This window comes from Corynebacterium sp. UD i78 (assembly GCF_056280545.1).
On record NZ_JBWCED010000001.1, the window covers coordinates 3,087,882 to 3,109,509 of the forward strand.

The following is a 21,628-nucleotide window of genomic DNA, read 5'->3' on the forward strand; positions in this document are numbered from 1 at the left end:
AGCCTATGCTGGTGCGTCATGACTCAGCCGAAGCACCACCTCCGGTCGACACCACTCCCACCACACAACACCAACTCTGTCCGTACCGTCACCGCCTGTCTGGACGCCGCCCCCGGGCGTCCCGCGGGCGTCACCAGTGAAAGCCTGGTGACCTGGGACATCGGCGGCGGGAACTATGTCATCCGCTCCGTCCCGGTCGTCGCCACGCACCTCACCCACGGGGACATCGTCTCCTGCTCGGAATCCCGCGGCGGCTTGATCGTCGACGAGCTGGTCCTGCACGGCGGCAGCACCACGATCCGCCTGCTGGTCGACGACGAGCATCCGGGGGAGGAACCGGGCCTGCGGGAGCGTCTGGCCGGGCAGCTCATCGTCTCCGGCTGCGTGGTCGAGCGGATCGGCAACCACGTCCTCGCGGTCGGCGTCGGCCCGGACGTGGACTCCGGGGACATCGGCACCCTCTGCGACGCCTGGGAGGACGCCGGGGTGGTCAAGGTCCTGCCGTGACGTATGGGCGGTCCGGTTTCGGAGGCTGTGCCTCACGCCCGTCCGGCGCCGGAACGACATGACACCTGTCACACGAACCCGGTGACAGATGCGCGACAACCCGTGACAAACGCCTCTACCAGCGACGACGCGTCCCCGGCACGATCGGAGGCATGAGCACAGCAACCACCACCGCCCCCGTCATCCGGGTGCGCGACCTGACCCGTACCTACCGCCCCGCCGGAAAGAAGAAGGACGCCTACACCGCCGTCGACGGCATCAGCTTCGATGTCCACCGTGGTGAGGTCTACGGTCTCCTCGGCACCAACGGCGCCGGCAAGACGTCCTCGCTCGAAGTCATCGAGGGGCTGGCGGCCGCGACCGACGGCACCGTCGCCATCTTCGGCCACGATCCGCAGGACGACCGTGACCTCGTCCGTCCCGACCTCGGCATCATGCTGCAGAACGGTGGACTCCCCAAGGAACTCACCGTCGCAGAGACCATGCGCATGTGGGCCGGCACCTGCTCGACCCCCCGTCCGACCGACGAAGTCCTCGCCGAGGTTGACCTGAACCACCGCCTCACCACCCGCGTCGGCTCCCTCTCCGGCGGCGAGCAGCGCCGCCTCGACCTGGCCTGCGCACTGCTCAACGACCCCCGCGTCATCTTCCTCGACGAGCCCACCACCGGCCTGGACCCCGAGTCCCGCGCCCGGACCTGGGATCTGCTCGCCGGACTCAAGGCCCGCGGTGTCACCATGGTCCTCACCACCCACTACCTCGAGGAAGCCGAACGGCTCGCCGACCGCATCGCGATCATGCACGCCGGACGCATCGCCGTCGAAGGCAGCCTGGACGAACTCGTCGCCGCCGAAGGTGCGGAGATCACCGCCACGCTGCCAGGCAACGGGGTGAAGAGTCTCCCCGACTTCCCCGGCGCGCTCGTCACCCGCGACGGCAACCGGCTGCAGATCCAGACCACCCGGTTGCAGGAGGACACCCACCGGCTCCTCGCCTGGGCCGCCGGCCAGGGCATCGCCTTCGACCACTTCACCGCCCGCCCCGCCAGCCTCGAACGCGTCTTCCGCCGTATCGCCGGTGCGGATGCACAGGCTGCGTAGACAGACACACGAAAAGGAATCAATCATGACCACCGCAACCCGGACCACGGCTCTCGCCCGCGCCGAGACCCTCCAGTTCGCGCGCAACCGCACCCTGCTCATCAACGCCGCTGTCTTCCCTCTCGGCTTCGGTCTCGTGATGTTCTTCGTCACCAGGGCGACCGATGACGCCGGTATCGCGGACGCCGCAGCCATCGCCCTGGAGTACTTCCTGGTCTTCGCCCTGATGTTCGTGCAGTTCTACACGGTGCTGTCGATGGCCACGACCCGTCGCGATGAGGGTGTGATGAAACGGCTGCGTACCGGAGAGGCCCGGGACGCCGAGATCCTCGGAGCCTTCTCCTTCCCCGGTGCTGTCCTCACGGTCGTGTTCACCGTCGTCATGGCCGTGGCCCTCGTCCTCCTCGGTGCACCGGGGCCGGTGAATGTGCTCCCGGTCATCGTCGCCGTCCTGCTCGGACTCGCCGTCTGCACCGGCCTGGCACTGGTCACCAGTGGTATGACGAAGAACGCGGAGGCCGCGCAGATCACCTCATTGCCCGTGATGATCCTCATGTTCGCCTCGATGGGCAGCATCCGCCAGATGTTCCCCGACAGCGTCAACAGCGTCATCGAACGCACCCCGTTCGCCCTGGTCTTCGACCTTTCCCAGTACGGCTGGGCCGGCAACACCATGACCCAGCGCATCGCCGATGACGGTGCTGCCCCGCTGGACTTCACCGGCGTCCTCGGTGAGACCTGGCCGATGATGATCCTGCTGGCCGCCTGGGCGGTCATCTGCCTGTGGGCAGGCGCGAAGTGGGTGAAGTGGGACGTCCGGAGCTGACAGGAACTGACACAATGGGTGCCGTGAATCCCTTCCGGATGTGGCGTGACCTCGACGGCGGCGCGAAACTCGCCGTCTACACACGGCTGTCGCTCGAGGCGATGGTCGTGTTCTTCGGCCTGTACATGGTGGTCGTCGTCGCCTTCGTGCCCGGCGAGGTCAACAGTGACGTCGGTGACGTCACCCCGCCTGCCTGGCTCACCACCGTCGACAGCGTCGCGTCCCTGCTGCTCATCACCGCGGGTGTCGCCGTCCTCGAACTCCGCACCGAGTTCACCACCGCCCCTCGCCGCGACGTGCCCTGGCTGCTGCCCTCCGCGACGGTGCTCGGGGCGTCCTGCTGGTCGGCGGGGCTTCTGCTGACGCTGCTGGGGTCCGACGGGACCTCCGACGGTGGTCTGCCGCTCATCGTCGTGTCGCTGCTGATCATGCCGCTCGCGGTGATGCCGTGGCTGCCGTACCACTGGCCCGTCACCGTGGCCGCCACTGTGGTGACTGCGGTCGTTCTCGGCGAGCTCTGGTGGATGGCCCTGTTCATCCCGTTCTTCCTCATGACGACACTGCTCTCCGTGTGGACAGTGAACATCGCCAAGCAGCTCGACCGTGCCCGGATCACCGAGAGTGCACTGCAGGTCAGCGAGGAACGCCTCCGCTTCGCCCAGGAACTCCACGACACCCTCGGCCAGCGCCTCGCCGCGATCTCCGTGAAGACCGAACTCGCCCGGGCACTCGCCGTCCGCGGGGATGACCGGTTGGACGCCGAGCTCGCCGAACTGCAGTCGCTGGCGAGTGCGTCGGTCACCGAGATGCATGATGTGGTCGAGGGCTACCGCACCGTGAACCTCTCCACCGAGATCACCGGTTCCCGGGAACTGCTGGAGTCCGCGGGCATCACCCTGACGGTCGAGGGGGATCCGACAGCGCTTCCTGGCCCGCTGCGTGAGATCGCCGCCTGGCTGGTGCGCGAGGCGACGACCAACGTGGTCAAGCACTCGGACGCCGAGTGGGTGCGGCTGACCCTCGCCCCGGACACGGTGACGGTCACCAACGACGGGGTAGCGGTGGACATCGACCGGCTCTCAGGACTGGCCGGGATCCGACGCCGGGCGGAGCCGTCGGGGGCGTCACTGGTCGCTGAACGTGACGGTAGCCTCTTCACTGTCACGCTGAGAGGAGCGGACCAATGAACACCATCACGGTTGTCGTCGTAGATGACGAGGCGCTCGTCGCCAGTTCCCTGTCCACCCTCCTCGGGCTGGAGGAGGATCTGGAGGTCCTCGCCACGCTCGGATCCGGCGAGGAGCTGCTGGACTGGTGGGATGCGGGCCACACCGCCGATGTGGTGGTCATGGACCTGCAGCTCGGCGGGATCGACGGGGTGGAGACCGCACGGCGGTTGGGGGAGAAGCCCGCCGGTACTGCAGGTGCCGCCGTGCTCATCGTCACCAGTCACGGCCGTCCCCGTCAGCTCAAGCAGGCGCTCGCCGCCGGAGTGCCCGGGTTCGTCCGCAAGACCTCCACCGCCGCAGAGTTCGCGGCCGGGGTGCGTACCGTCCACGCCGGACGCCGCTACCTCGACCCGGACCTCGCGGCCGCGGCGATCGGTGCCGGGGAATCCCCGCTGACCGAGCGGGAGGCCGAGGTCCTCGAAGCTGCGGGACGCGGCGGATCGGTCGAACGGATCGCCGCGGAGGTGCACCTGGCGTCCGGAACGACGCGGAACTACCTCTCCGCGGCGATGGGGAAGACCGGGGCGTCCACCCGCTTTGAGGCGTGGCGGATCGCCCGCGAGCGCGACTGGCTCTGAGGCTGACCCCGGACTACTTCTTCCGGCGCATCCGGCCGCGGCGTCGCGCCATGTCCCGGGCGAGCGTCATCGGACGCTGCAGTTTGCGCTGTGCGGCCCAGGACAGGTCCTGCGTGCCGGGGAGTTTCCAGCCCCGCCAGTAGGACAGGATCATCATCCCGGCGCCGAGTGCCGGGGCGACGATCATACCGATGAACAGCACAGGGACTTCCCCGGACACCCCGGACTCGTTGACCGACCAGATCCCCACCATCAGTGTGGCGGTCAGTGCCGCCGGGGTGGCGTAGAGCGTCGCCCCGCCGAAGATCTCCGGCACCGACCCGGTCATCACATCCCGGATCATGCCGCCGCCGACGACGGTGAGCACCCCGAGGAACAGTGCCGAGGACCACGGGAGTCCGTTGGCCAGCGCCTTCGAGGATCCGGTCGCCGCCCAGACGCCCAGGACCACGGCGTCCCCGTGGACGCGGAAGATCTCCCATCCCCGCGAGTTCATGTGGATCGCCGTCGCCAGCACCGCGCCGACGAGTGCGAGGCCGAAATACCTCATGTCCTGCATTGCAGCCGGTGGTCCGTTGTCGATGAGCAGGTCGCGGATCATACCGCCGCCCAGGGCGGTGATGATCGCCAGGAAGATGATGCCGACGAAGTCGAAGTTGCGGGAGCGTGCGATCGTCGCGCCGATCATCCCGTAAAGCACCACACCGGTCAGGTCCAGTACCGAGTAGACCGTCCTCACTGACGGATCGACGAAGTCCATGGCGTCAGAGTATCGGAGAGTTTCGGCATCCTCAGTAGTCCCCTGCGGTCCCCGGACGGCAGAACTTTCCCCGTCCTCCTAAGATGGCGGGCATGAGCCCCTTCTTTTCGGCGGACGACCTTCTCGCCGCCACCACCCCGCGGCGACCGGATGATCATCCTCGACTCACACTGGGCGCCGCAGGACAACGCTTCCTGGGACGCCTACGTCTCGCAGCATATCCCCGGTGCCTTCTGGTGTGACCCCCTGCGCATGCTCGCCGGCACTCCGTCCCCGGAGACCGGACGCAACCCTCTGCCCAACCCGACGATGCTCCAGCACTTCGTCACCGACTGGGGGATTTCAGCTGGTGTGCCGGTGCGGATCTACGATTCCGGCCGGATGTTCTGGGCCGCACGTGCCTGGTGGGTGCTGCGCTGGGCGGGGGTCGACGACGTGAAGATCATCGCCGGTGGAACACCCGCGTGGGAGGCGGCCGGCGGTGACGTCGCCGGCGGAATCGGATGCCTGCGCGGACGCGGCACCTTCGAGATCTCCACCGGCGGAATGCCGACCATCGAGCTCGAGGAACTCGACGACTGGGTCACGTCCGGCAACCTGCTTGTCGACGTCCGCGGCGAGGGACGTTTCATCGGACGCCGCGAACCCCACGACCGTCGCGCCGGGCACGTCCCGGGTGCGGTGAACTTCCCCGTCGAGCTGCTCCTGGAGACCGGTGGTGTCGCTGATCCGGAGGTCGTGGCGGAGCGACTGGCACGCCGGGGGATCGGTGGACCGGACGGTGTCGATCCGTCGAAGGTCGCCGTCTACTCGGGGTCCGGTGTGGATTCGGCGCTGTTCCTGGCTCTCATGGAGCACGCCGGGCTGCCCGGGGCGCGCCACTTCGTCGGCGGCTGGTCTCAGTGGGCCGGCAACCGGCATCTGCCGGTGGCACTCGGTGTGTGAAACCCGTTAATCCGACCGTTTGTCAGGTGAACTGATCGGGGAGACCATATGCTGTCCCCCATGGAACCCTTCGCCACCTCCGTTGCAGACGACGCTGCAGACACCCCCGCAGTCGTCCCCGACGGCCCCGTACTCCAGGTCGTCACCCCGATGTCCGGGACCGTGGCACCACTGGAGTCGGTCCCGGACCCCCGGTTCGCCTCCGGTGCGTTCGGGGCGGGCGTGGCCGTGATCCCGGACTACGACGTGGAACATGTCACCGTGGTCGCCCCGGTGAGTGGGGAGCTGCGGCGCCTCATGCCGCACTTCTTCCTCATCGTCACCGAGGACGGCACCGCGGTGTACACCCAGCTCGGCATCGACACCGACATGCTCGACGGCACCGGCTTCTCCCCGCACGCCACCGAGGGGCAGCAGGTGACCGTGGGGGAGCGGATCACGACCTACGCGCCCCGTCAGCTCGGGCGCCTCGGCTTCGACCCGCTGGTGCCGGTCGTCGCCATGCAGCAGAACGTCGTGGCTACCGGTCTTCTGCCGGGTGAGCCCTGCGAACCGGGGGACGTTCTTTTCGAGTTGTAGACGTGGCACACTGGGGACATGCTGCGCCGATTCACCTCCACTGCAGCGGCCTTCCTCATGCTCATCGCCATGACCAGGGTCGCCGAGCGACTCGACGCCGACTATGTCTCGGCCGTGTTCTACGGCTTCTTCGTCATCGAGCTGCTCCTGTTCATGGTCGGTGTGGTGGGCACCGAGCGTGGCTACTTCGGTCCGCGGCGCCATCCCGTCAACCGGATGTTCATCGCCTTCAGCTGGGTCGGTGTCATCGGCGCACTGGTCACCATGGTGGTACAGGGGCCGGGTGGGGGAAATCCGTTGTGGATCGCAGTCATCAGCGGGGCATCCATGTTCACCGGTGGTATGGCGGCGGCGGTGCTGGCCGTGTCCGGCTCTCCGTGGCGCGACCTGCTGTACTCCCGGCGCTTCAACGGGGACCGTCCGGATGCCGACACGGAATCAGATGCCGTGCCGCTTCGCGATGATCCCGTGCATGGCGTCCCGCGGGAGCAGGCGGGACGCCGGAAAAGCGATACCGGCGCTTGAACCGGCGGCGTACAGCGGCTTCGGCCGGGGGTCGGTGACCGCCTCCATGATCTCGTCGGCGACCTCGTCGGCGGAGATGCCCTTGGCCTCGTTGGCGTTGAGGTTCTTCAGCATGGTGCCGAATTCGTCGGAGTAGGGGCCCTGTTTGTCGATGTAGACGGTGCGGCGCTGGGAAATGCCGGTGTCGATCGCACCGGGTTCCATGACGGAGACTCCGATGCCGAAGGGGCGGAGTTCCCGTCGGGCGGAGAATCCGAAGGCCTTCACCGCGGCCTTCGAGGCCCCGTAGGAACCGCGGTGGGCCAGGGGGAAGCTGCCGAGCATCGAGCCGACGAAGACGATCCGGCCGCTGCCCTGGTCACGCATGGCGGGCAGGAGCTTCTGGGTGACCTCGACCTGGCCGATGACGTTGATCTGGAACAGACGCGTCATCGCGTCATGCGGGAGTTCCTCCAGTGGGCCGTTCTGGGACTCGCCGGCATTGTTGACCAGTACAGAGACTGTGCCTGCCCTGATCTTCTCAAGCTCACCCGGGAGCCGGTCGATGCTCGCCGGGTCGGAGAGGTCGAGGGGGACGAGGGTGACCTCCTCCGGGGTGTTCGCCACCGAGTGGAGGGACCCCGGATTGCGCGAGGTGCCGATGACGCGGAAACCGGCTTTCACCAGAGCTGTCGCCGTGGCCCGGCCGATGCCGGAGGTGGCTCCGGTGACAAGGGCGGTGTCTCCGGGGCCGACGGTGGGCAGCTCCGGAGTGCTGAAGCGGGAGAAGGGGTTGCGGAGGCGTCGTTTCGTCATACTTACATTGTTACCTGCACCCGGGCTCCGGTGGGGTGAAGCCGTGGTTGCGACGGTGGTGGCGGTCGGAGGCTGACAGACGGTCACTGCGGTGGAGCGTCAGAAAGTGTTACCGGTTTTCATCGGTAGTACTTTTGGCGACCTGCTTTTTGCGACCTGGGGAAATGCCGAAATGAGGTGCTGTCTCCTGGTAACACTTTTCCGGGACAGGGGCGGACGTGAGTCAGAAAGGGAGCCGGTCGGGGGGAGGCCCCGCCGTTCGACGTGTTCCACGTCACCGCACCGGTTATACTGACCTCCGCACGAACTCAAGCGCGATCCACAACTGAATGCGCCGCTCGTAACCGTGGTGGGAGAGATCGGCTCTGGCGTCAGGGAAACCTGGCACCAACCGGCCGCCGTAGGAGCAAACACCTCCCCGTCAGACACTCTCAGGCACCCGTACCGCCATGGTGAGGCAACTCTGGAAAGAGCAGGTCACCGTCGTCCGTGACCCGCCGCCGAAGGAGAAAGGCACCCTCGAAAGCACACCAGCGTGGTCATGCTGAAGCTCTCAGGCACCATCGACAGAGTGGGGAGGACTACCATCCACAGCACCCTCCGTGCGTCGGGGTTCAGCCCTGCGCAGGAAGAAGAAGACATGGCAGCCCCCCATTTCCGTCGGCACATCGGCCCGAACGCCACCGACACCCAGGCCATCCTCGACACCCTCGGCTACGAGAGCACTGAAGCGCTCGCCGCCGCCGCGGTCCCGGCGTCCATCGCCCAGACCGCCCCGATCGGCCTCGCCCCCGCCCTCGACGAGCAGGACGCCCTGGCGACCCTCAAGGGCTTCGCCGGCAAGAACACGCTGAAGAAGCAGCTCATCGGCGCCGGCTACTACGACACGGTCACCCCGGCGGTCATCCGCCGCAACATCGTCGAGAACCCCGCCTGGTACACCGCCTACACTCCGTACCAGCCGGAGATCTCCCAGGGCCGTCTCGAGGCCCTGCTGAACTTCCAGACCATGGTCGAGGACCTCACCGGCCTGCCGATCGCCGGTGCATCCCTGCTCGACGAGGCCACCGCCGTCGCCGAGGCCACCCAGATGATGGCCCGCCAGAACGCGAAGGCCGCGAAGAAGGGCGGCGTCGTCCTGCTGGACGAGGCCCTGCACGATTCCAGCCTCAACATCACCCTCGCCCGCGCCGCCGCCGCCGACATCCCCGTGGTCATCACCACCGTGGACGCCGCCTCCGTGGCGGCTCTGGACGCAGAAGGCACCGTGATCGTCGGCGCCGTGATCTCCAACCCGGCCACCACCGGTGAACTCCGCGCCGACCTCCCCGAGGTTATCGCCGCAGTCCACGACCGTGGCGGACTCGTCACCGTCGCCGCCGACCTGCTGGCCCAGGTCCTCGTCCAGTCTCCGGGCGAGGCCGGTGCCGACATCGCCGTGGGCTCCGCCCAGCGCTTCGGCGTCCCGCTGTTCTTCGGTGGCCCGCACGCCGCCTTCCTGGCCTGCCGCGCCGAGTACCAGCGCAAGATGCCCGGCCGCATCGTCGGTGTCTCCGTCGACGCCGACGGCACCCCGGCATACCGTCTCGCCCTGCAGACCCGTGAGCAGCACATCCGCCGTGACAAGGCGACCTCGAACATCTGCACCGCCCAGGCACTGCTCGCCGTCGTCGCCAGCTTCTACGCCGTCTGGCACGGTCCGGCCGGCCTGCGCGCCATCGCTTCCGAGCTCCACGGCCGCGCCGTCGCCCTGGCCGTCGGTCTCACCGGTGAGGGCCTGACCCTGGCCTCCGACCTCTTCTTCGACACCGTCACCGTCGAGGTCACCGATGCCGCCTCGGTCGTCGCCGCCGCCTGCGACGAGGGCTTCAACCTGCGCCTCGTCGACGAGACCCACGTCGGTGTCTCCGTGGGTGAGTCCACCACCGACGAGGACGTCGCCGCCCTGGTCCGCGTCATCGCCGGTGCCCATACCACGGTCGACACCTCCGCTTTCGAGCCGGAGAACGGACCGCTCGGTGGTGAGGACAGCATCCTGCGCACCGATGAGATCCTCACCCACCCGGTCTTCCACTCGGTCTCCTCCGAGACCCAGATGATGCGCTACATGCGTCGCCTGGCCGACCGTGACCTGGCTCTGGACCGCACGATGATCCCGCTGGGCTCCTGCACCATGAAGCTCAACGCCGCGATCTCCATGGAGCCGATCACCTGGCCGGAGTTCGCCGACATCCACCCGCTGGTCCCCGCCGAGCAGGCCACCGGCTGGCTCGAGCTCATCGAGGACCTGGAGGAGCGGCTCGCGAAGATCACCGGCTACGCCGCGGTCTCCGTCCAGCCGAACGCCGGTTCGCAGGGTGAGTTCGCCGGTCTGCTGGCGATCCGCCGCTACCACCTCGCCAACGGCGACGACCAGCGCACCCTGGTGCTCATCCCGGCGTCCGCCCACGGCACCAACGCCGCCTCCGCCGCACTCGCCGGTCTGGGTGTGGTCGCCGTGAAGAACGCCGGGGACGGGTCCATCGACCTGGACGACCTCGACGCGAAGATCGCGAAGTACAGCGACCGGATCGCCGGCATCATGATCACCTACCCGTCCACCCACGGTGTCTTCGAGGAGCACGTCGGCCAGGTCTGCGAGAAGGTCCACGCCACCGGCGGCCAGGTCTACATCGACGGTGCGAACCTCAACGCCCTGGTCGGTCTCGCACAGCCGGGTGTCTTCGGCGGCGACGTCAGCCACCTCAACCTGCACAAGACCTTCACCATCCCCCACGGTGGCGGTGGCCCGGGTGTCGGCCCGGTGTGTGTCGCCGAGCACCTTATCCCGTTCCTGCCGACCGACCCGTGGAACGACCCGACGGTCGCCCCCGGCGTCCAGGAGGGACGCCCGGTCTCCGCGGCGACCTACGGTTCCGCCGGCGTCCTGCCGATCTCCTGGACCTACATCGCGATGATGGGTGACGAGGGGCTGACTGAGGCGTCCCGCATGGCGCTGGTCAATGCGAACTACATCTCCGCGCAGCTCGCGGACACCGTCCCCACGCTCTACACCGGTGAGAGCGGTCTTGTCGGCCACGAGTGCATCCTCGACCTGCGGGAGCTGACCAAGCAGTCGGGCGTGACCGCCGCGGACGTCTCCAAGCGCCTCATGGACTTCGGCTTCCACGCCCCGACCCTGGCCTTCCCGGTCACCGGGACGCTCATGGTCGAGCCGACCGAGTCCGAGGACAAGGGCGAACTGGACCGCTTCATCACCGCGATGAAGACCATCCGCGCCGAAATCGACGAGATCATCGCCGGTGACGTCGCCGTGGAGGACTCGGTCCTGCGCCACGCGCCGTTCACCGTGGAGTCCGTCGTCCGCGACGATTTCGAGGACGCCGTCTCCGGTGGTCACTTCTCCCGTACCAAGGCCGCCTTCCCGGTCGCTACGCTGCGCCGGGACAAGTACTTCCCGGCGACCCGCCGCATCGACGACGCCTACGGCGACCGCAACCTGGTCTGCTCCTGCCCGCCGCTGGACGCCTTCGACATCGAGTCCGACACCGAGTCCGACACCGAGTTCGACACCGAGTCCGATTCAGAGAGCGAGAACAATGAGTAACGAGACCGCACTCCACCCCGTCCACGCCGAACTCGGTGCGAAGTTCACCGACTTCGGTGGCTGGGACATGCCCCTGAAGTACGGCAAGGAGCTCGAGGAGCACCGCGCCGTGCGCGAGGCCGTCGGCCTCTTCGACCTCTCCCACATGGGCGAGGTCCGGGTCACCGGTCCGGACGCCGCCGCATTCCTGGACCACGCCCTGGTCTCCCGCATCTCCGCGGTGAAGGTCGGCAAGGCGAAGTACTCGATGATCTGCACCGACGATGGCGGTATCATCGACGACCTCATCACCTATGTCCTCGCTCCCGAGGAGTACCTGGTCATCCCCAACGCCGGCAACGCCCCGGCGGTCTTCGCCGCACTCACCGAGCGGGTCGGGCACTTCAATGTCACCCTCGTCGACCAGACCACCGACATCTCGCTCATCGCCGTGCAGGGCCCGAAGGCCGCCGATGTCATGCTGCAGATCGTCGAGGAGGTCACCGACGCTCCCGAGGCATCCGGTGCATCGTCCGAGGACAACTCCGTGGCCGCCGCGGTCGCCGGTCTCGGCTACTACGCCGCTTTCCAGGGCACCGTCGCCGGCGTCCCCGCGATCATCGCCCGCACCGGCTACACCGGCGAGGACGGCTTCGAGATCTTCGTCGACAACGACGCCACCGGCGTCCCCGGTGAAGCACCCGCGAAGATCTGGGGTGCCGCCCTCGCCGCCGGTGAGCGGTACGGTGTCCTGCCGTGCGGTCTCGCCGCCCGCGACACGCTGCGCCTGGAGGCCGGCATGCCGCTCTACGGCAACGAGCTGTCCCTGGACCTGACCCCGGTGGATGCCGGTCTCGGTATCCTCGCCGCGACGAAGTCCAAGGACGAGTTCGTCGGGCGTGAGGCCATCATCGCCGCCAAGGAGCAGGGCACGAAGCAGATCCGCATCGGCCTGGCCGGTGAGGGTAAGCGTGCCGCGCGTGGCGGTTACGAGATCCGGGATGCCGAGGGCAACCGGATCGGTGAGGTGACCTCCGGTGCGCTCTCGCCGACGCTCGGCCACCCGGTCGCGATGGGCTACGTCACCACCGAAGCCGCAGCCGAGGGCGGATCAGCGGCCGAAGGGTCGACCGTCATCGTCGACATCCGCGGCAAGGACTTCCCGTACACCGTCGTCGCGCTGCCGTTCTACAGCCGCGAAAAGTAAACTGCACCCAACCACACTGAGGAGAGAACCATGACTGCACTTCCCACCGACCGCCTGTACTCCGAGGAGCACGAGTGGGTGAACTCGACCGACATCAACGCCGGTGACACCGTGCGCGTCGGCATCACCCACATCGCGGCCGACGCCCTGGGTGAGATCGTCTTCGCCGAGCTGCCCGAGGTCGGCACCGAGATCGAGGCCGGCGAGCCCTTCGGCGAGGTCGAGTCCACCAAGTCGGTCTCCGACATCTACGCCCCGGTCTCCGGCGAGATCACCGCCGTCAACGAGGAGATCGCCGACAACGCCGGCATCATCAACGAGGACCCCTACGGTGCCGGCTGGCTCTACGAGGTCACCGTCACTGTGGTTCCCGCAGCCGACGACCTCCTCGACCATGAGGCCTACGCCGCAGACAACGTCTAGGTCTCATACACTGTGCCCTGATGTCTTTCGCTGTTGTCGCCCTCGTTCTCGGGCTCGTGCTGCTTCTCGTGGCCGCGGGCCTGTTCCTGCGTGCCTCGCGACCGGCGGCACCGGGGGAACATCGGGAACAGGGCCGTCACGAGGCCGGGACGCCGTCAGCTGACCGGGCACGCCCGTCCGCCTGGCCGTCGGCCGCTGCCCCTGTCAATGCCCCTGTCAATGCCACTGCCTCCGGGTCGAAGCAGGGGAGTGACCGGGAACCGGCGTCCGACCAGGAAGAACAGTCCGGGGAGGACGCAGCCACGGGCGGGACACCTGAGCCGGAAGCGGTTCCTGCCCCGGGGTCGTCCGGCTTCACCGGTCGTCGGGGGCGGCGGCACTGGGCCACCGCCCACGGCTTCGAGTACACCCGGGAGGATGCCTTCCTCACCGCGGAATGGCCGGTCAGCCTGATCCGCGAGATCTCCGCGACCGACCAGGGGCCTGCGGCCCGGGACCTGGTTTCCGGGTTCCTCGACGGTCACCAGGTGCACATCGCCGATGTCGCCGGGTCAACCCTCCTGGCGTTGCGCCGGGGTGCGTACTCCCCGGTCGATGTCCACGTCACCACCGCTGCCGCGATGCCGGCCGGGATGCGGCATGACGCCGACCTCGACCGGATGCCCTTCACCGTCTACGCCTCGGACACGCGGGCAGTCGGACGGATGCTCGACAGCCGTGTCGACGAGGCACTCGCCGCGCTGTCCGGAGTGGTTTCCGACGTCGCCTTCTCCGGGGCGTGGGTGGTGGCCCGGTGTGCCCGTCGTACCGACGCGGACCGCTGGGACGCACTTCTGCCGCACCTGGCGGCGCTGGGCTCCGCTGCCCGGGTACTCCCGCCCCTGGTGACCACCGCCACCCTCGATATCTCCGTCGCCGATCCGACGCGTCCCCGTCCGGCGTCCGGGGTACTCATCCCGGTCGATCCGTCCGCCGCAGATGCCGCGGACGACGCTGACGGAGACACCGCCACCGCGCGCCCCGGGCACCTGCGTGCCGTGCCCGACGCCCCCGCTGCTCCGGAGCCTGAACCCGAGGCGGGGACCGGGGACGCCGTTGAGCCGGAGGAGACCGGAGAGCCCGCGCACCCGAAGGTAGAGCGTCCCTCCGATCCGGTGGAGTTCCCGACCCGGTCCCGCGGGCAGGTCTACGGCGAGGCAGACCTCGACGGATCATGGCCTGAGGACGTCACCGAAGACGGTCTGACCAGTATCCCGGCACTGGGCGAGGAGCCCACGGCCGATGTCTCCGACGACGACGGGCCCCGGATCGTGCGGGCCGGGACGTCCGCGACGATCTTCTCCGACTCCACCAGCTCCACCTCCACCAGCTCCACCGGTCCCACCGGCACTGTCTCCCGGGGACGCCACCGCGGCCCGGACGCGCGGCATGCCGGTGCCGACCGTGATTCCGCCGACTCCACCGACGATTACGACGTCGTCGACCCTGAAGTCGTTGATCCGGACGTCACGGACCCCGACAACTGAGCGCCCGTCGGGGCCCGTACTATCGGTGGTCGAACACGTCACCGTAAGGAGCCTGCCATGAGCGCACCCACCGTCAACCCCGAGAAGCTGAAGCGGCTCGCTGAGCTGGTCACCGAACTCTCCGTCGTCCGCGGGAAGGTCACTCTCTCCTCCGGCAAGGAGGCCGACTACTACGTGGACCTGCGTCGCGCGACGCTGCACCGCGAGTCCGCGAAGCTCATCGGCGAACTGCTCCGCGAGCTCACCGCCGACTGGGACTACGTCGCCGTCGGTGGCCTGACCCTGGGTGCGGACCCTGTGGCCACCTCGGTCATGCACTCCGGTGACGGGGTGGACGCCTTCGTGGTGCGCAAGGAGGCCAAGAAGCACGGCATGCAACGCCGTATCGAGGGGCCGGACATCGAGGGCCGCCGCGTCCTCGTCGTCGAGGACACGACCACCACCGGCAACTCGCCGCTCACCGCCGTCGCCGCGGTGCGGGCGGCCGGCGCGACCGTCGTCGGTGTGGCCACTGTCGTCGACCGGGCCACCGGCGCCAGGGACGTCATCGAGGCCGAGGGTGTGGAGTACCGCAGCCTGCTCGGCCTGTCCGATCTCGGCCTGGCCTGAGTCTGCCGAGGAGACCACCTATGTCCACCGCCCGTGCTCTGCGCACCGCGTATCTCGCCGCCGGGGCAGTGTCCGTCGTCGCCGCTGCGGCAGGACGCCGTGGTGACCGGCTCACCCGCATCGTCAAGCCCACCCTGATGCCGTTGCTCGCCGGCACCGTGCTGGCGCGAGGTCAGCGGAAGGCGACCACGACCGTGGTCGCAGGCCTGACCGGGGGCTGGGTCGGCGACATCATCCTCATGGGTGCGGACGGTCGCAGCGACGATTCCCGGGTCCGCGCCCGCAACCTCAACCGCGGCTCGGCGGCCTTCGCACTCAACCAGGTGTCCTACATCGCCGAGCTGTGGCACGCCGGACACCGGCCGAGGAAGAACACGGTCGCCCTGCGTGCACCGGTGCTGGCGTCCGGCGTCGTCACTGCGGCGACCGGCGCCCCGGCCGCCCTGCCCGCCGCCGTCGGCTACGGTTCCCTGCTCGCGGGAACTTCGGTGCTCGCCGCGGATGAGGGAGAGACCACCCCACTGGGGCTCGGCGGCAACCTTTTCGTCCTCTCCGACGGACTGATCCTCGCCCGACAGGCTTTCCTCACCGGGGAGAAGCCTCTGGTCCGCGTGCTCGACGGGCTGGTCGACAGTCTGGTCATGGCGACCTATGTCGCCGCACAGCTGCTGATCGTCGAGGGTCTCACCCGTGACTGAGGGCAACGGCCCCACCGAGTGGTTCCCGCACCCGGTCGGGGTGGGCCCCTGGGAGGCCGAGAATCCGGGCGTCCCGCGCCCCACCGGTGAGGAGTACGACCCGGACCTGCTCGATGACGGTGACCGCCGCAATGTCGTGGACGCCTACCGCTGGTGGCGCACCGAGGCGATCATCGCCGACATCGACGCGCGTCGGCATGCCCTGCACATCGCCATCGAGAACTTCGAGAACGACTCGAACATCGGCACTGTCGTGCGCACCGCCAACGCCTTCGCCGTGGACACCGTCCACATCGTCGGCCGGAAGCGGTGGAACCGGCGAGGAGCGATGGTCACCGACCGCTACCAGCACCTCGAGCACCATCCGGACACGGACTCGGTCATGGACTACGCGGCCGCGCACGACCTCGTTGTCGTGGCCGTGGACAACACCCCCGGATCGGTGCCCCTGGAGACCGCGGAGCTCCCGGAGCGTTGCCTGCTGCTGTTCGGGCAGGAAGGTCCGGGTGTCACCGCCGAAGCGCAGGCAGGGGCCTCGATGACGGTGAGCATCGCCCAGTTCGGCTCGACCCGGTCGATCAACGCGGGCGTGGCCGCGGGCATCGCGATGCACGCCTGGATCAGGCAGCACGCGAGCCTGGAAAATGCCTGGTAGAAACGGACTCATGGACGAACTCTGGGACCACCGCGCAGATCTGGCCGAGCAGGCCGTCTTCGAGCGGCACGCGTCCCGGCTCTGGGGGATCCCGAAGACCACCCTCGGCGTCATCGCGTGGCCGCCGTCGACCCGCGACAAGTTCTTCTACCACTGGCACTACTGGTGGCAGGCCCACTTCATCGACTGCCAGGTGGACGCCGCGACCCGCCGCGACACCGGGCTCCGCCTGCGAGCCATCCGCCGCACCATCCGGGGAATGCGGATCCGCAACCGTCGGCCGCTGCCCTACAACGAGTTCTACGATGACCGCACCTGGCTCGCCCTGGCCATGCACCGGGCCCAGGACCTGCCGAAGTACGGGACCGTGCGGTACCTGCCGGGGCTCGAGGCGTCGATCATCGAGGGCGTCGACCCGCTGACGGGCGCCCTGCCGTGGAAGGTTGACGAGAACTTCTTCAATGTCCCGACCAACGGACCCGTCGCGATCCTCGCCGCCCGTACCGGGCGGACCGACCTTGCCGCACAGCTGGTGGAGTGGATCTACCCTCGCCTGATCAACACCGACGGTCTGGTCATGGACGGGGTGCGGCTGCGTGTGCACGGTGAGGACCCTGTCACCCAGGTCCACACCTACAACCAGGGCGTCGTTCTCGGGGCACTTGTCGAACTCGCCCGGACGCAGCGCCGCGAGGCGGGGATTCCACAGCACGCGGTGAGTGAGGTCGGCACCGAGCACATCACCCGCGTCCACCAGCTGGTGCAGGCCGTAGCCTCACACCTGGCGTCGCCGGACGGCGTCATCGGCCTGGGGACGGGCCGGGGCGGCAACGGCAACGGTGGTGGAGACGGAGGCCTGTTCAAGGGCATCCTCGCCCGATACCTCGCCCTGGTCGTCACCGACCTGCCCAGTGACGACCGGCTTAGCCGGGCGACCCGTCAGCTGGCGAAGCGGCTGGTGATGCAGTCCGCCGACTCAGTGTGGCACCACCGTCTGGAGGTCGACGGCCTGCCGCTGTTCGGATCCTCCTGGATGGACGACGCCGCCCTGCCGCAGTCGGGCAACCGGATCGGCTCCACCATCGCCACCGGTGCCGGGGCCGATCTGGGGGTGCCGGAGCGGGACCTGTCAGTGCAGCTGTCAGGCTGGATGCTCATGGAGGCGGCCGCGAAGGTCAGCGGAGACACACCCGACACCACCCGCTGACGCCGAAACGGGCATACTGGGGTGCAGCCATGCGTCAAATAGAGGACACCTAGGGAGGACCTCCATGCCTATCGCCACCCCCGCCGTCTACCGGGACATGCTCGACAAGGCCAAGGAAAGCGGTTTCGCCTTCCCGGCCATCAACTGCACCTCGTCAGAGACCGTCAACGCCGCCCTCAAGGGTTTCGCGGACGCCGAGTCCGACGGCATCATCCAGTTCTCCACCGGTGGTGCCGAGTTCGGCTCCGGTCTTGCGGTGAAGAACATGGTCGCCGGAGCCGAAGCCCTGGCCCACTTCGCCCACCACGCCGCGAAGCATTACGGCGTCAACGTCGCCCTGCACACCGACCACTGCCAGAAGGAGAAGCTGGACACCTACGTCCGGCCCCTCGTCGAGATCTCCCGCAAGCGGGTCGAGGCCGGCGAGAACCCGCTGTTCCAGTCCCACATGTGGGACGGTTCGGCCATCCCGATCGACGAGAACCTCGAGATCGCCAAGGACCTGCTTCCGACCTGCGCCGCCGCGAACATCATCCTCGAGGTCGAGATCGGTGTCGTCGGTGGCGAGGAAGACGGCGTCGAGGCCAAGGCCGGCGACAACCTCTACACCACCGCCGAGGACTTCGAGAAGACCGTGGACGCCCTGGGTACCGGCGAGAACGGCCGCTACATCCTCGCCGCGACCTTCGGCAATGTCCACGGCGTGTACAAGCCGGGCAACGTGAAGCTGCGCCCGGAGGTCCTGGACATGGGTCAGAAGGCCGCCTCGGCCAAGCTGGGTCTTGCCGAGGGCTCCCAGCCCTTCGACTTCGTCTTCCACGGCGGCTCCGGCTCCGAGAAGGAGAAGATCGAGGAGGCGCTGCGCTACGGCGTCATCAAGATGAACGTCGACACGGACACCCAGTACGCCTTCACCCGCCCGATCGCCGGCCACATGCTCGCCAACTACGACGGCGTCCTCAAGATCGACGGCGAGGTCGGCAACAAGAAGGTCTACGACCCCCGCTCCTACCTCAAGAAGGCCGAGGAGGCCATGAGCGTGCGCGTCGTCGAAGCCTGCACCGACCTCCACTCCGTCGGCACCACTCTGGCAAAGTAAGCGGCATGGCTGAACAGATCCGTAAAGGACGCGACCTCTTCGGTGCCGAGCACCCGGAGGTGAAACTCCCGGCGTCCCTGGCGTCCGCCGTCACCGGTGGCGAATCACTGGGCGAGCTGGAGGCGCTGGCCGTGGCGAACCCGAAGGACTCGGGTGTGTGGGCCGCGCTGGCCGCGTACCACCTGCAGCAGGGCGATCTTCCCTCCGAGAAGATCACCGCCTACGCCTGCGCCCGTACCGGCTACCACCGCGGTCTGGACGCCCTGCGTTCCAACGGCTGGCGGGGTACCGGCCCGGTGCCGTGGTCCCATGAGCCGAACCGTGGCGTGCTGCGCGCGATCATGATGCTCTCGGTCGTCGCCCGGGCGATCGGCGAGGAGGACGAGTACATCCGCTGCCTCAACCTCGTCAACGACTGCGATCCGGATGCCGCCGACGAGATGCTGAAGTAGCTTCTTGTCTGTACCGGACGCCACCCCGGCAGCACCGCCCCGCACCTTCCCCTGGAAGCGTGCGGGGCTCTGCTGTGTCGTGTTCCTGCTGGCCCTCGGCGTGGGGTGGATGACTGCCCCGGTGTGGGGTGTGTTCACCGACCGGGTGCCGGAGACCGGGTCGTGGATCGTGCCCTTCCTCCAGTCGGCGTGGCCGGCGGGGTTCGCACTGCTGGTCGTCGCTCTGACGGCACTGGTGTGGTTGACGCTGTCCCGCCGGGCAGCCGTCGGCGCGACGGTGGCGGCGGTGGTGGTGTGTACCGCGACGGTGCTGGTGCCCGGGGCACTCAGCCGGGTCGCGGAGAAGATGCCGGAGGAGAAGGACGCCGACACGGTCCGGATCCTCTCGGTGAACACCTGGTACCACCAGGCCTCGGACGAGTTCCTCGCGCAGATGGCACAGGACATGGACGCCGACATCGTCGTCCTCTCGGAGAGTTCCGACGTCCAGGCGTCTGCGGTGGCGGACGCGACGGATCTCGAACTGCTGCAGCCGGTCTCCGCGAGGACGCGCGGTGGCGGGACCGCGCTGCTGGTCCGGGAGACCTGGATGACGGAGGCCGCCGCGGAGTCCGTGGCGGACCTGCACCTGACCCGCCACCAGAACCCGGTCGTCGAGCTGGAGGACCTGACGATGATGGGCGTGCACACCAACGCCCCGGCACACAGTCACCTGGTCGACGGGTGGGTCAACGAGATGGCCGACCTGCGGGACTGGGCCTCCGGCGTGGACGGACCGCTGGTCATGGCGGGGGACTTCAACTCCACCACCGCGCACCCGGAACTGCGCCGGTTGGTCAGGGGTGCCGACGGCTCGTCGGAGATGGCCGACTGCGGCGGTGGGCTGTTCGCCGCCCCCACCTGGCCGCGGGCCGGGACACCGTCCCCGGTGCCGGTGCTGCGGCTGGACCACATCCTCGTCCGCGGGATGACGTGTCAGGATTCCGGCGTGGTCGGTGTACAGGGCAGCGACCACGCGGGCATCTGGGCGGATCTGCGGGTGTGACCGGCGGGGTGTCGGGAGCAGACCTGACAGAATAGGTGACATGGCTGATCAGAAGGGCTGGTTCCGGCACCGCAGGCGGGCAAGCGCCGGTGTGCGCGCCGCCACTGAATCGCTGCGGCGTATCGCTCCGCGCCGAGGCATCCAACGTATGCGGGCGATGGGAATCTTCGCCCTCCAGGCCGCGCTGACCGCCGGGTTGGCGTTCTGGTTCGCTACCGACGTCATCGGTCACGAGCAGGCGTTCTTCGCCCCGATCGCCGGTGTGATCAGTATCGGCATCAACAGCGGAAAGCACATGCGTCGCGGTATGGAGATCGTCATCGGGGCGGCGATCGGCATCGCGATCGGTGATCTCGTCATCACCCAGATCGGTGGTGGCCCGTGGCAGATCACCATCGTCGTCTTCGTCGCGATCATGCTCGCCACCTTCGTCGACCGGGGAATTCTCGTCCCGTCCCAGGCCGCGAGCTCTGCGGTGCTTGTGGCGACACTGCTTCCGCCGGGCGATCAGGGGGCTCTGGACCGGGTGGCGGACGCCCTGGTCGGCGGGATCATCGGCCTGATCATCCTCGCGGTGATCCCCCGTAACCCGTTGCGGGCGGTACGCCGGGAAATGGCCGGGTTGATCTCGAAGGCGGCCCTGGTACTCGACGATGTCGCCGAGGGTATCGAAGACCGGGACGCCACGGTGATCGGTGAGGCACTGGAGACCGCCCGGGGGACGCAGGCCGCGGTCAACGCGATGCAGGCGGCGATGACCAGTGGCGACGAGACCATCGCCCTGTCCCCGATCTACTGGTCGGCGAAGCGCTATTCGACATCGCTGAACCGCGCGCTGGTGCCGGTGGACAATGTCATGCGCAATACCCGGGTGCTGGCCCGACGTGCCGAGATCATGGTCGACGACCACATCGTCCCGGACCCGGAGATGGCGAAGACGATCAGGGAGATCGCGGACACCCTCGGACACCTCGGCGCGGTGTACGAGGAGGGTGGGTCGAAGGAGACCCGGCAGGAGTTGCTGAAGATCCCGGAGCTGACCCGACGCTTCCAGATCATCGCGGGACGCACCGACCTGTCGATCGCCGACGGCTCGGGTCTGTCCGGGATGATGGTGCTGGGGCAGTGCCGGTCGATCATCGTGGACGCGCTGCAGATCTGCGGCATGTCGCGCGAGTCGGCGATGGCGGCGCTGAAGCCGACGGTCGACCATCCCTGGCAGACCCCGGAGGTGTGGGGTGCAGATGATGAGCCGCAGGACCCGGAGAACGACTGAC

Annotated in this window: 22 protein-coding genes and 1 riboswitch; of the genes, 20 read left to right on the plus strand and 2 right to left on the minus strand. The window is 68.3% G+C overall.

From position 1 onward, the window contains the following. Window positions 1-18 precede the first annotated feature (18 nt). The 5 genes from ACZ9GM_RS14410 (at window position 19) to ACZ9GM_RS14430 (ending at window position 4,240) form a co-directional block, all read left to right on the plus strand. Entirely contained in the window at window positions 19-507 is a 489-nt protein-coding gene (locus ACZ9GM_RS14410; RefSeq protein ID WP_291476046.1) for a DUF4265 domain-containing protein, read from the plus strand. Window positions 508-659: 152 nt separating this feature from the next. Beyond that, window positions 660-1,607 carry an ABC transporter ATP-binding protein gene (locus ACZ9GM_RS14415; protein ID WP_291476048.1) on the plus strand — a complete coding sequence of 316 codons (948 nt, stop codon included), beginning with the start codon at window positions 660-662 and terminating at the stop codon, window positions 1,605-1,607. Between the two features lie 25 nt (window positions 1,608-1,632). Then, complete coding sequence (locus ACZ9GM_RS14420; RefSeq protein WP_291476050.1) at window positions 1,633-2,433, plus strand: ABC transporter permease; 801 nt, start codon at window positions 1,633-1,635, stop codon at window positions 2,431-2,433. Window positions 2,434-2,447: 14 nt separating this feature from the next. Continuing rightward, on the plus strand, window positions 2,448-3,620 hold the full coding sequence (locus ACZ9GM_RS14425; RefSeq protein WP_476038255.1) for a sensor histidine kinase: 1,173 nt from the start codon (window positions 2,448-2,450) through the stop codon (window positions 3,618-3,620). Further along, window positions 3,617-4,240 (plus strand): response regulator transcription factor, encoded by a 624-nt coding sequence (locus ACZ9GM_RS14430; RefSeq protein WP_291476054.1) that lies wholly within the window; start codon window positions 3,617-3,619, stop codon window positions 4,238-4,240. The genes ACZ9GM_RS14425 and ACZ9GM_RS14430 overlap by 4 nt, the downstream gene beginning before the upstream one ends. A 13-nt stretch (window positions 4,241-4,253) precedes the next feature. Here the strand turns inward: ACZ9GM_RS14430 and ACZ9GM_RS14435 are convergent, their stop codons facing one another. Then, window positions 4,254-5,000, minus strand: a complete 747-nt coding sequence (locus ACZ9GM_RS14435; RefSeq protein WP_291476056.1) for a trimeric intracellular cation channel family protein — start codon at window positions 4,998-5,000, stop codon at window positions 4,254-4,256. Between the two features lie 150 nt (window positions 5,001-5,150). Between ACZ9GM_RS14435 and ACZ9GM_RS14440 the strand changes: the two genes are divergently transcribed. The 3 genes from ACZ9GM_RS14440 to ACZ9GM_RS14450 are packed head-to-tail and all read left to right on the plus strand — an operon-like array spanning window position 5,151 to window position 7,049. After that, the gene (locus tag ACZ9GM_RS14440; RefSeq protein ID WP_476038256.1) at window positions 5,151-5,945 is read left to right on the plus strand and encodes a sulfurtransferase; all 795 of its coding nucleotides are present in this window, start codon (window positions 5,151-5,153) and stop codon (window positions 5,943-5,945) included. A 60-nt stretch (window positions 5,946-6,005) separates the two neighbouring features. Then, the gene (locus ACZ9GM_RS14445) at window positions 6,006-6,524 is read left to right on the plus strand and encodes a PTS sugar transporter subunit IIA (protein WP_476038257.1); all 519 of its coding nucleotides are present in this window, start codon (window positions 6,006-6,008) and stop codon (window positions 6,522-6,524) included. Window positions 6,525-6,542: 18 nt separating this feature from the next. Next, entirely contained in the window at window positions 6,543-7,049 is a 507-nt protein-coding gene (locus tag ACZ9GM_RS14450; protein ID WP_291476062.1) for a hypothetical protein, read from the plus strand. On the opposite strand, the gene ACZ9GM_RS14455 is transcribed toward ACZ9GM_RS14450, so the two are convergent. Beyond that, entirely contained in the window at window positions 6,963-7,844 is an 882-nt protein-coding gene (locus tag ACZ9GM_RS14455; protein WP_291476064.1) for an SDR family oxidoreductase, read from the minus strand. The two genes, ACZ9GM_RS14450 and ACZ9GM_RS14455, sit on opposite strands and share 87 nt — an antisense overlap. 453 nt (window positions 7,845-8,297) lie before the next feature. Beyond that, window positions 8,298-8,424: riboswitch (glycine riboswitch) on the plus strand. A gap of 60 nt (window positions 8,425-8,484) precedes the next feature. Between ACZ9GM_RS14455 and gcvP the strand changes: the two genes are divergently transcribed. The 12 genes from gcvP to ACZ9GM_RS14515 all read left to right on the plus strand — a co-directional run bounded on the left by gcvP (window position 8,485) and on the right by ACZ9GM_RS14515 (window position 21,627). Next, window positions 8,485-11,451, plus strand: coding sequence for an aminomethyl-transferring glycine dehydrogenase (gcvP, locus tag ACZ9GM_RS14460; RefSeq protein WP_476038258.1), 2,967 nt, complete (start codon window positions 8,485-8,487; stop codon window positions 11,449-11,451). Next, window positions 11,444-12,637 (plus strand): glycine cleavage system aminomethyltransferase GcvT, encoded by a 1,194-nt coding sequence (gene gcvT / locus ACZ9GM_RS14465; RefSeq protein ID WP_476038259.1) that lies wholly within the window; start codon window positions 11,444-11,446, stop codon window positions 12,635-12,637. The genes gcvP and gcvT overlap by 8 nt, the downstream gene beginning before the upstream one ends. A 30-nt stretch (window positions 12,638-12,667) precedes the next feature. Continuing rightward, a complete protein-coding gene (gene gcvH, locus ACZ9GM_RS14470; protein WP_291476069.1) occupies window positions 12,668-13,060 on the plus strand; it encodes a glycine cleavage system protein GcvH in 393 nt (130 codons plus the stop codon). Window positions 13,061-13,080: 20 nt separating this feature from the next. Then, the gene (locus ACZ9GM_RS14475; RefSeq protein ID WP_476038260.1) at window positions 13,081-14,586 is read left to right on the plus strand and encodes a hypothetical protein; all 1,506 of its coding nucleotides are present in this window, start codon (window positions 13,081-13,083) and stop codon (window positions 14,584-14,586) included. Between the two features lie 57 nt (window positions 14,587-14,643). Then, a complete protein-coding gene (gene pyrE / locus ACZ9GM_RS14480) occupies window positions 14,644-15,195 on the plus strand; it encodes an orotate phosphoribosyltransferase (RefSeq protein WP_291476072.1) in 552 nt (183 codons plus the stop codon). 20 nt (window positions 15,196-15,215) lie between these two features. After that, window positions 15,216-15,893, plus strand: a complete 678-nt coding sequence (locus ACZ9GM_RS14485) for a lysoplasmalogenase family protein (protein WP_291476073.1) — start codon at window positions 15,216-15,218, stop codon at window positions 15,891-15,893. Beyond that, entirely contained in the window at window positions 15,886-16,548 is a 663-nt protein-coding gene (locus ACZ9GM_RS14490; RefSeq protein ID WP_291476074.1) for a TrmH family RNA methyltransferase, read from the plus strand. The genes ACZ9GM_RS14485 and ACZ9GM_RS14490 overlap by 8 nt, the downstream gene beginning before the upstream one ends. Window positions 16,549-16,558: 10 nt before the next feature. After that, on the plus strand, window positions 16,559-17,755 hold the full coding sequence (locus tag ACZ9GM_RS14495) for a glycoside hydrolase family 76 protein (RefSeq protein WP_476038261.1): 1,197 nt from the start codon (window positions 16,559-16,561) through the stop codon (window positions 17,753-17,755). Between the two features lie 64 nt (window positions 17,756-17,819). Then, window positions 17,820-18,854: a class II fructose-bisphosphate aldolase gene (fbaA, locus tag ACZ9GM_RS14500; RefSeq protein ID WP_291476078.1), complete on the plus strand. Its 1,035-nt coding sequence runs from the start codon at window positions 17,820-17,822 to the stop codon at window positions 18,852-18,854. 5 nt (window positions 18,855-18,859) lie between these two features. Next, window positions 18,860-19,306 carry a DUF3151 domain-containing protein gene (locus ACZ9GM_RS14505; protein ID WP_291476080.1) on the plus strand — a complete coding sequence of 149 codons (447 nt, stop codon included), beginning with the start codon at window positions 18,860-18,862 and terminating at the stop codon, window positions 19,304-19,306. A gap of 4 nt (window positions 19,307-19,310) precedes the next feature. Further along, window positions 19,311-20,351 (plus strand): endonuclease/exonuclease/phosphatase family protein, encoded by a 1,041-nt coding sequence (locus ACZ9GM_RS14510; RefSeq protein WP_476038262.1) that lies wholly within the window; start codon window positions 19,311-19,313, stop codon window positions 20,349-20,351. A 40-nt stretch (window positions 20,352-20,391) separates the two neighbouring features. After that, window positions 20,392-21,627, plus strand: a complete 1,236-nt coding sequence (locus tag ACZ9GM_RS14515) for an FUSC family protein (protein ID WP_476038263.1) — start codon at window positions 20,392-20,394, stop codon at window positions 21,625-21,627. The last annotated feature ends 1 nt before the right edge of the window (window position 21,628 follow it).

What these genes read in the sequence shown, in the direction of transcription:
- ACZ9GM_RS14410 (WP_291476046.1), top strand. Translation starts at nt 19, where the DNA reads ATGACTCAGCCGAAGCACCACCTCCGGTCGACACCACTCCCACCACAC.
- ACZ9GM_RS14415 (WP_291476048.1), top strand. Translation starts at nt 660, where the DNA reads ATGAGCACAGCAACCACCACCGCCCCCGTCATCCGGGTGCGCGACCTG.
- ACZ9GM_RS14420 (WP_291476050.1), top strand. Translation starts at nt 1,633, where the DNA reads ATGACCACCGCAACCCGGACCACGGCTCTCGCCCGCGCCGAGACCCTC.
- ACZ9GM_RS14425 (WP_476038255.1), top strand. Translation starts at nt 2,448, where the DNA reads ATGGGTGCCGTGAATCCCTTCCGGATGTGGCGTGACCTCGACGGCGGC.
- ACZ9GM_RS14430 (WP_291476054.1), top strand. Translation starts at nt 3,617, where the DNA reads ATGAACACCATCACGGTTGTCGTCGTAGATGACGAGGCGCTCGTCGCC.
- ACZ9GM_RS14435 (WP_291476056.1), bottom strand. Translation starts at nt 5,000, where the DNA reads ATGGACTTCGTCGATCCGTCAGTGAGGACGGTCTACTCGGTACTGGAC.
- ACZ9GM_RS14440 (WP_476038256.1), top strand. Translation starts at nt 5,151, where the DNA reads ATGATCATCCTCGACTCACACTGGGCGCCGCAGGACAACGCTTCCTGG.
- ACZ9GM_RS14445 (WP_476038257.1), top strand. Translation starts at nt 6,006, where the DNA reads ATGGAACCCTTCGCCACCTCCGTTGCAGACGACGCTGCAGACACCCCC.
- ACZ9GM_RS14450 (WP_291476062.1), top strand. Translation starts at nt 6,543, where the DNA reads ATGCTGCGCCGATTCACCTCCACTGCAGCGGCCTTCCTCATGCTCATC.
- ACZ9GM_RS14455 (WP_291476064.1), bottom strand. Translation starts at nt 7,844, where the DNA reads ATGACGAAACGACGCCTCCGCAACCCCTTCTCCCGCTTCAGCACTCCG.
- gcvP (WP_476038258.1), top strand. Translation starts at nt 8,485, where the DNA reads ATGGCAGCCCCCCATTTCCGTCGGCACATCGGCCCGAACGCCACCGAC.
- gcvT (WP_476038259.1), top strand. Translation starts at nt 11,444, where the DNA reads ATGAGTAACGAGACCGCACTCCACCCCGTCCACGCCGAACTCGGTGCG.
- gcvH (WP_291476069.1), top strand. Translation starts at nt 12,668, where the DNA reads ATGACTGCACTTCCCACCGACCGCCTGTACTCCGAGGAGCACGAGTGG.
- ACZ9GM_RS14475 (WP_476038260.1), top strand. Translation starts at nt 13,081, where the DNA reads ATGTCTTTCGCTGTTGTCGCCCTCGTTCTCGGGCTCGTGCTGCTTCTC.
- pyrE (WP_291476072.1), top strand. Translation starts at nt 14,644, where the DNA reads ATGAGCGCACCCACCGTCAACCCCGAGAAGCTGAAGCGGCTCGCTGAG.
- ACZ9GM_RS14485 (WP_291476073.1), top strand. Translation starts at nt 15,216, where the DNA reads ATGTCCACCGCCCGTGCTCTGCGCACCGCGTATCTCGCCGCCGGGGCA.
- ACZ9GM_RS14495 (WP_476038261.1), top strand. Translation starts at nt 16,559, where the DNA reads ATGGACGAACTCTGGGACCACCGCGCAGATCTGGCCGAGCAGGCCGTC.
- fbaA (WP_291476078.1), top strand. Translation starts at nt 17,820, where the DNA reads ATGCCTATCGCCACCCCCGCCGTCTACCGGGACATGCTCGACAAGGCC.
- ACZ9GM_RS14505 (WP_291476080.1), top strand. Translation starts at nt 18,860, where the DNA reads ATGGCTGAACAGATCCGTAAAGGACGCGACCTCTTCGGTGCCGAGCAC.
- ACZ9GM_RS14515 (WP_476038263.1), top strand. Translation starts at nt 20,392, where the DNA reads ATGGCTGATCAGAAGGGCTGGTTCCGGCACCGCAGGCGGGCAAGCGCC.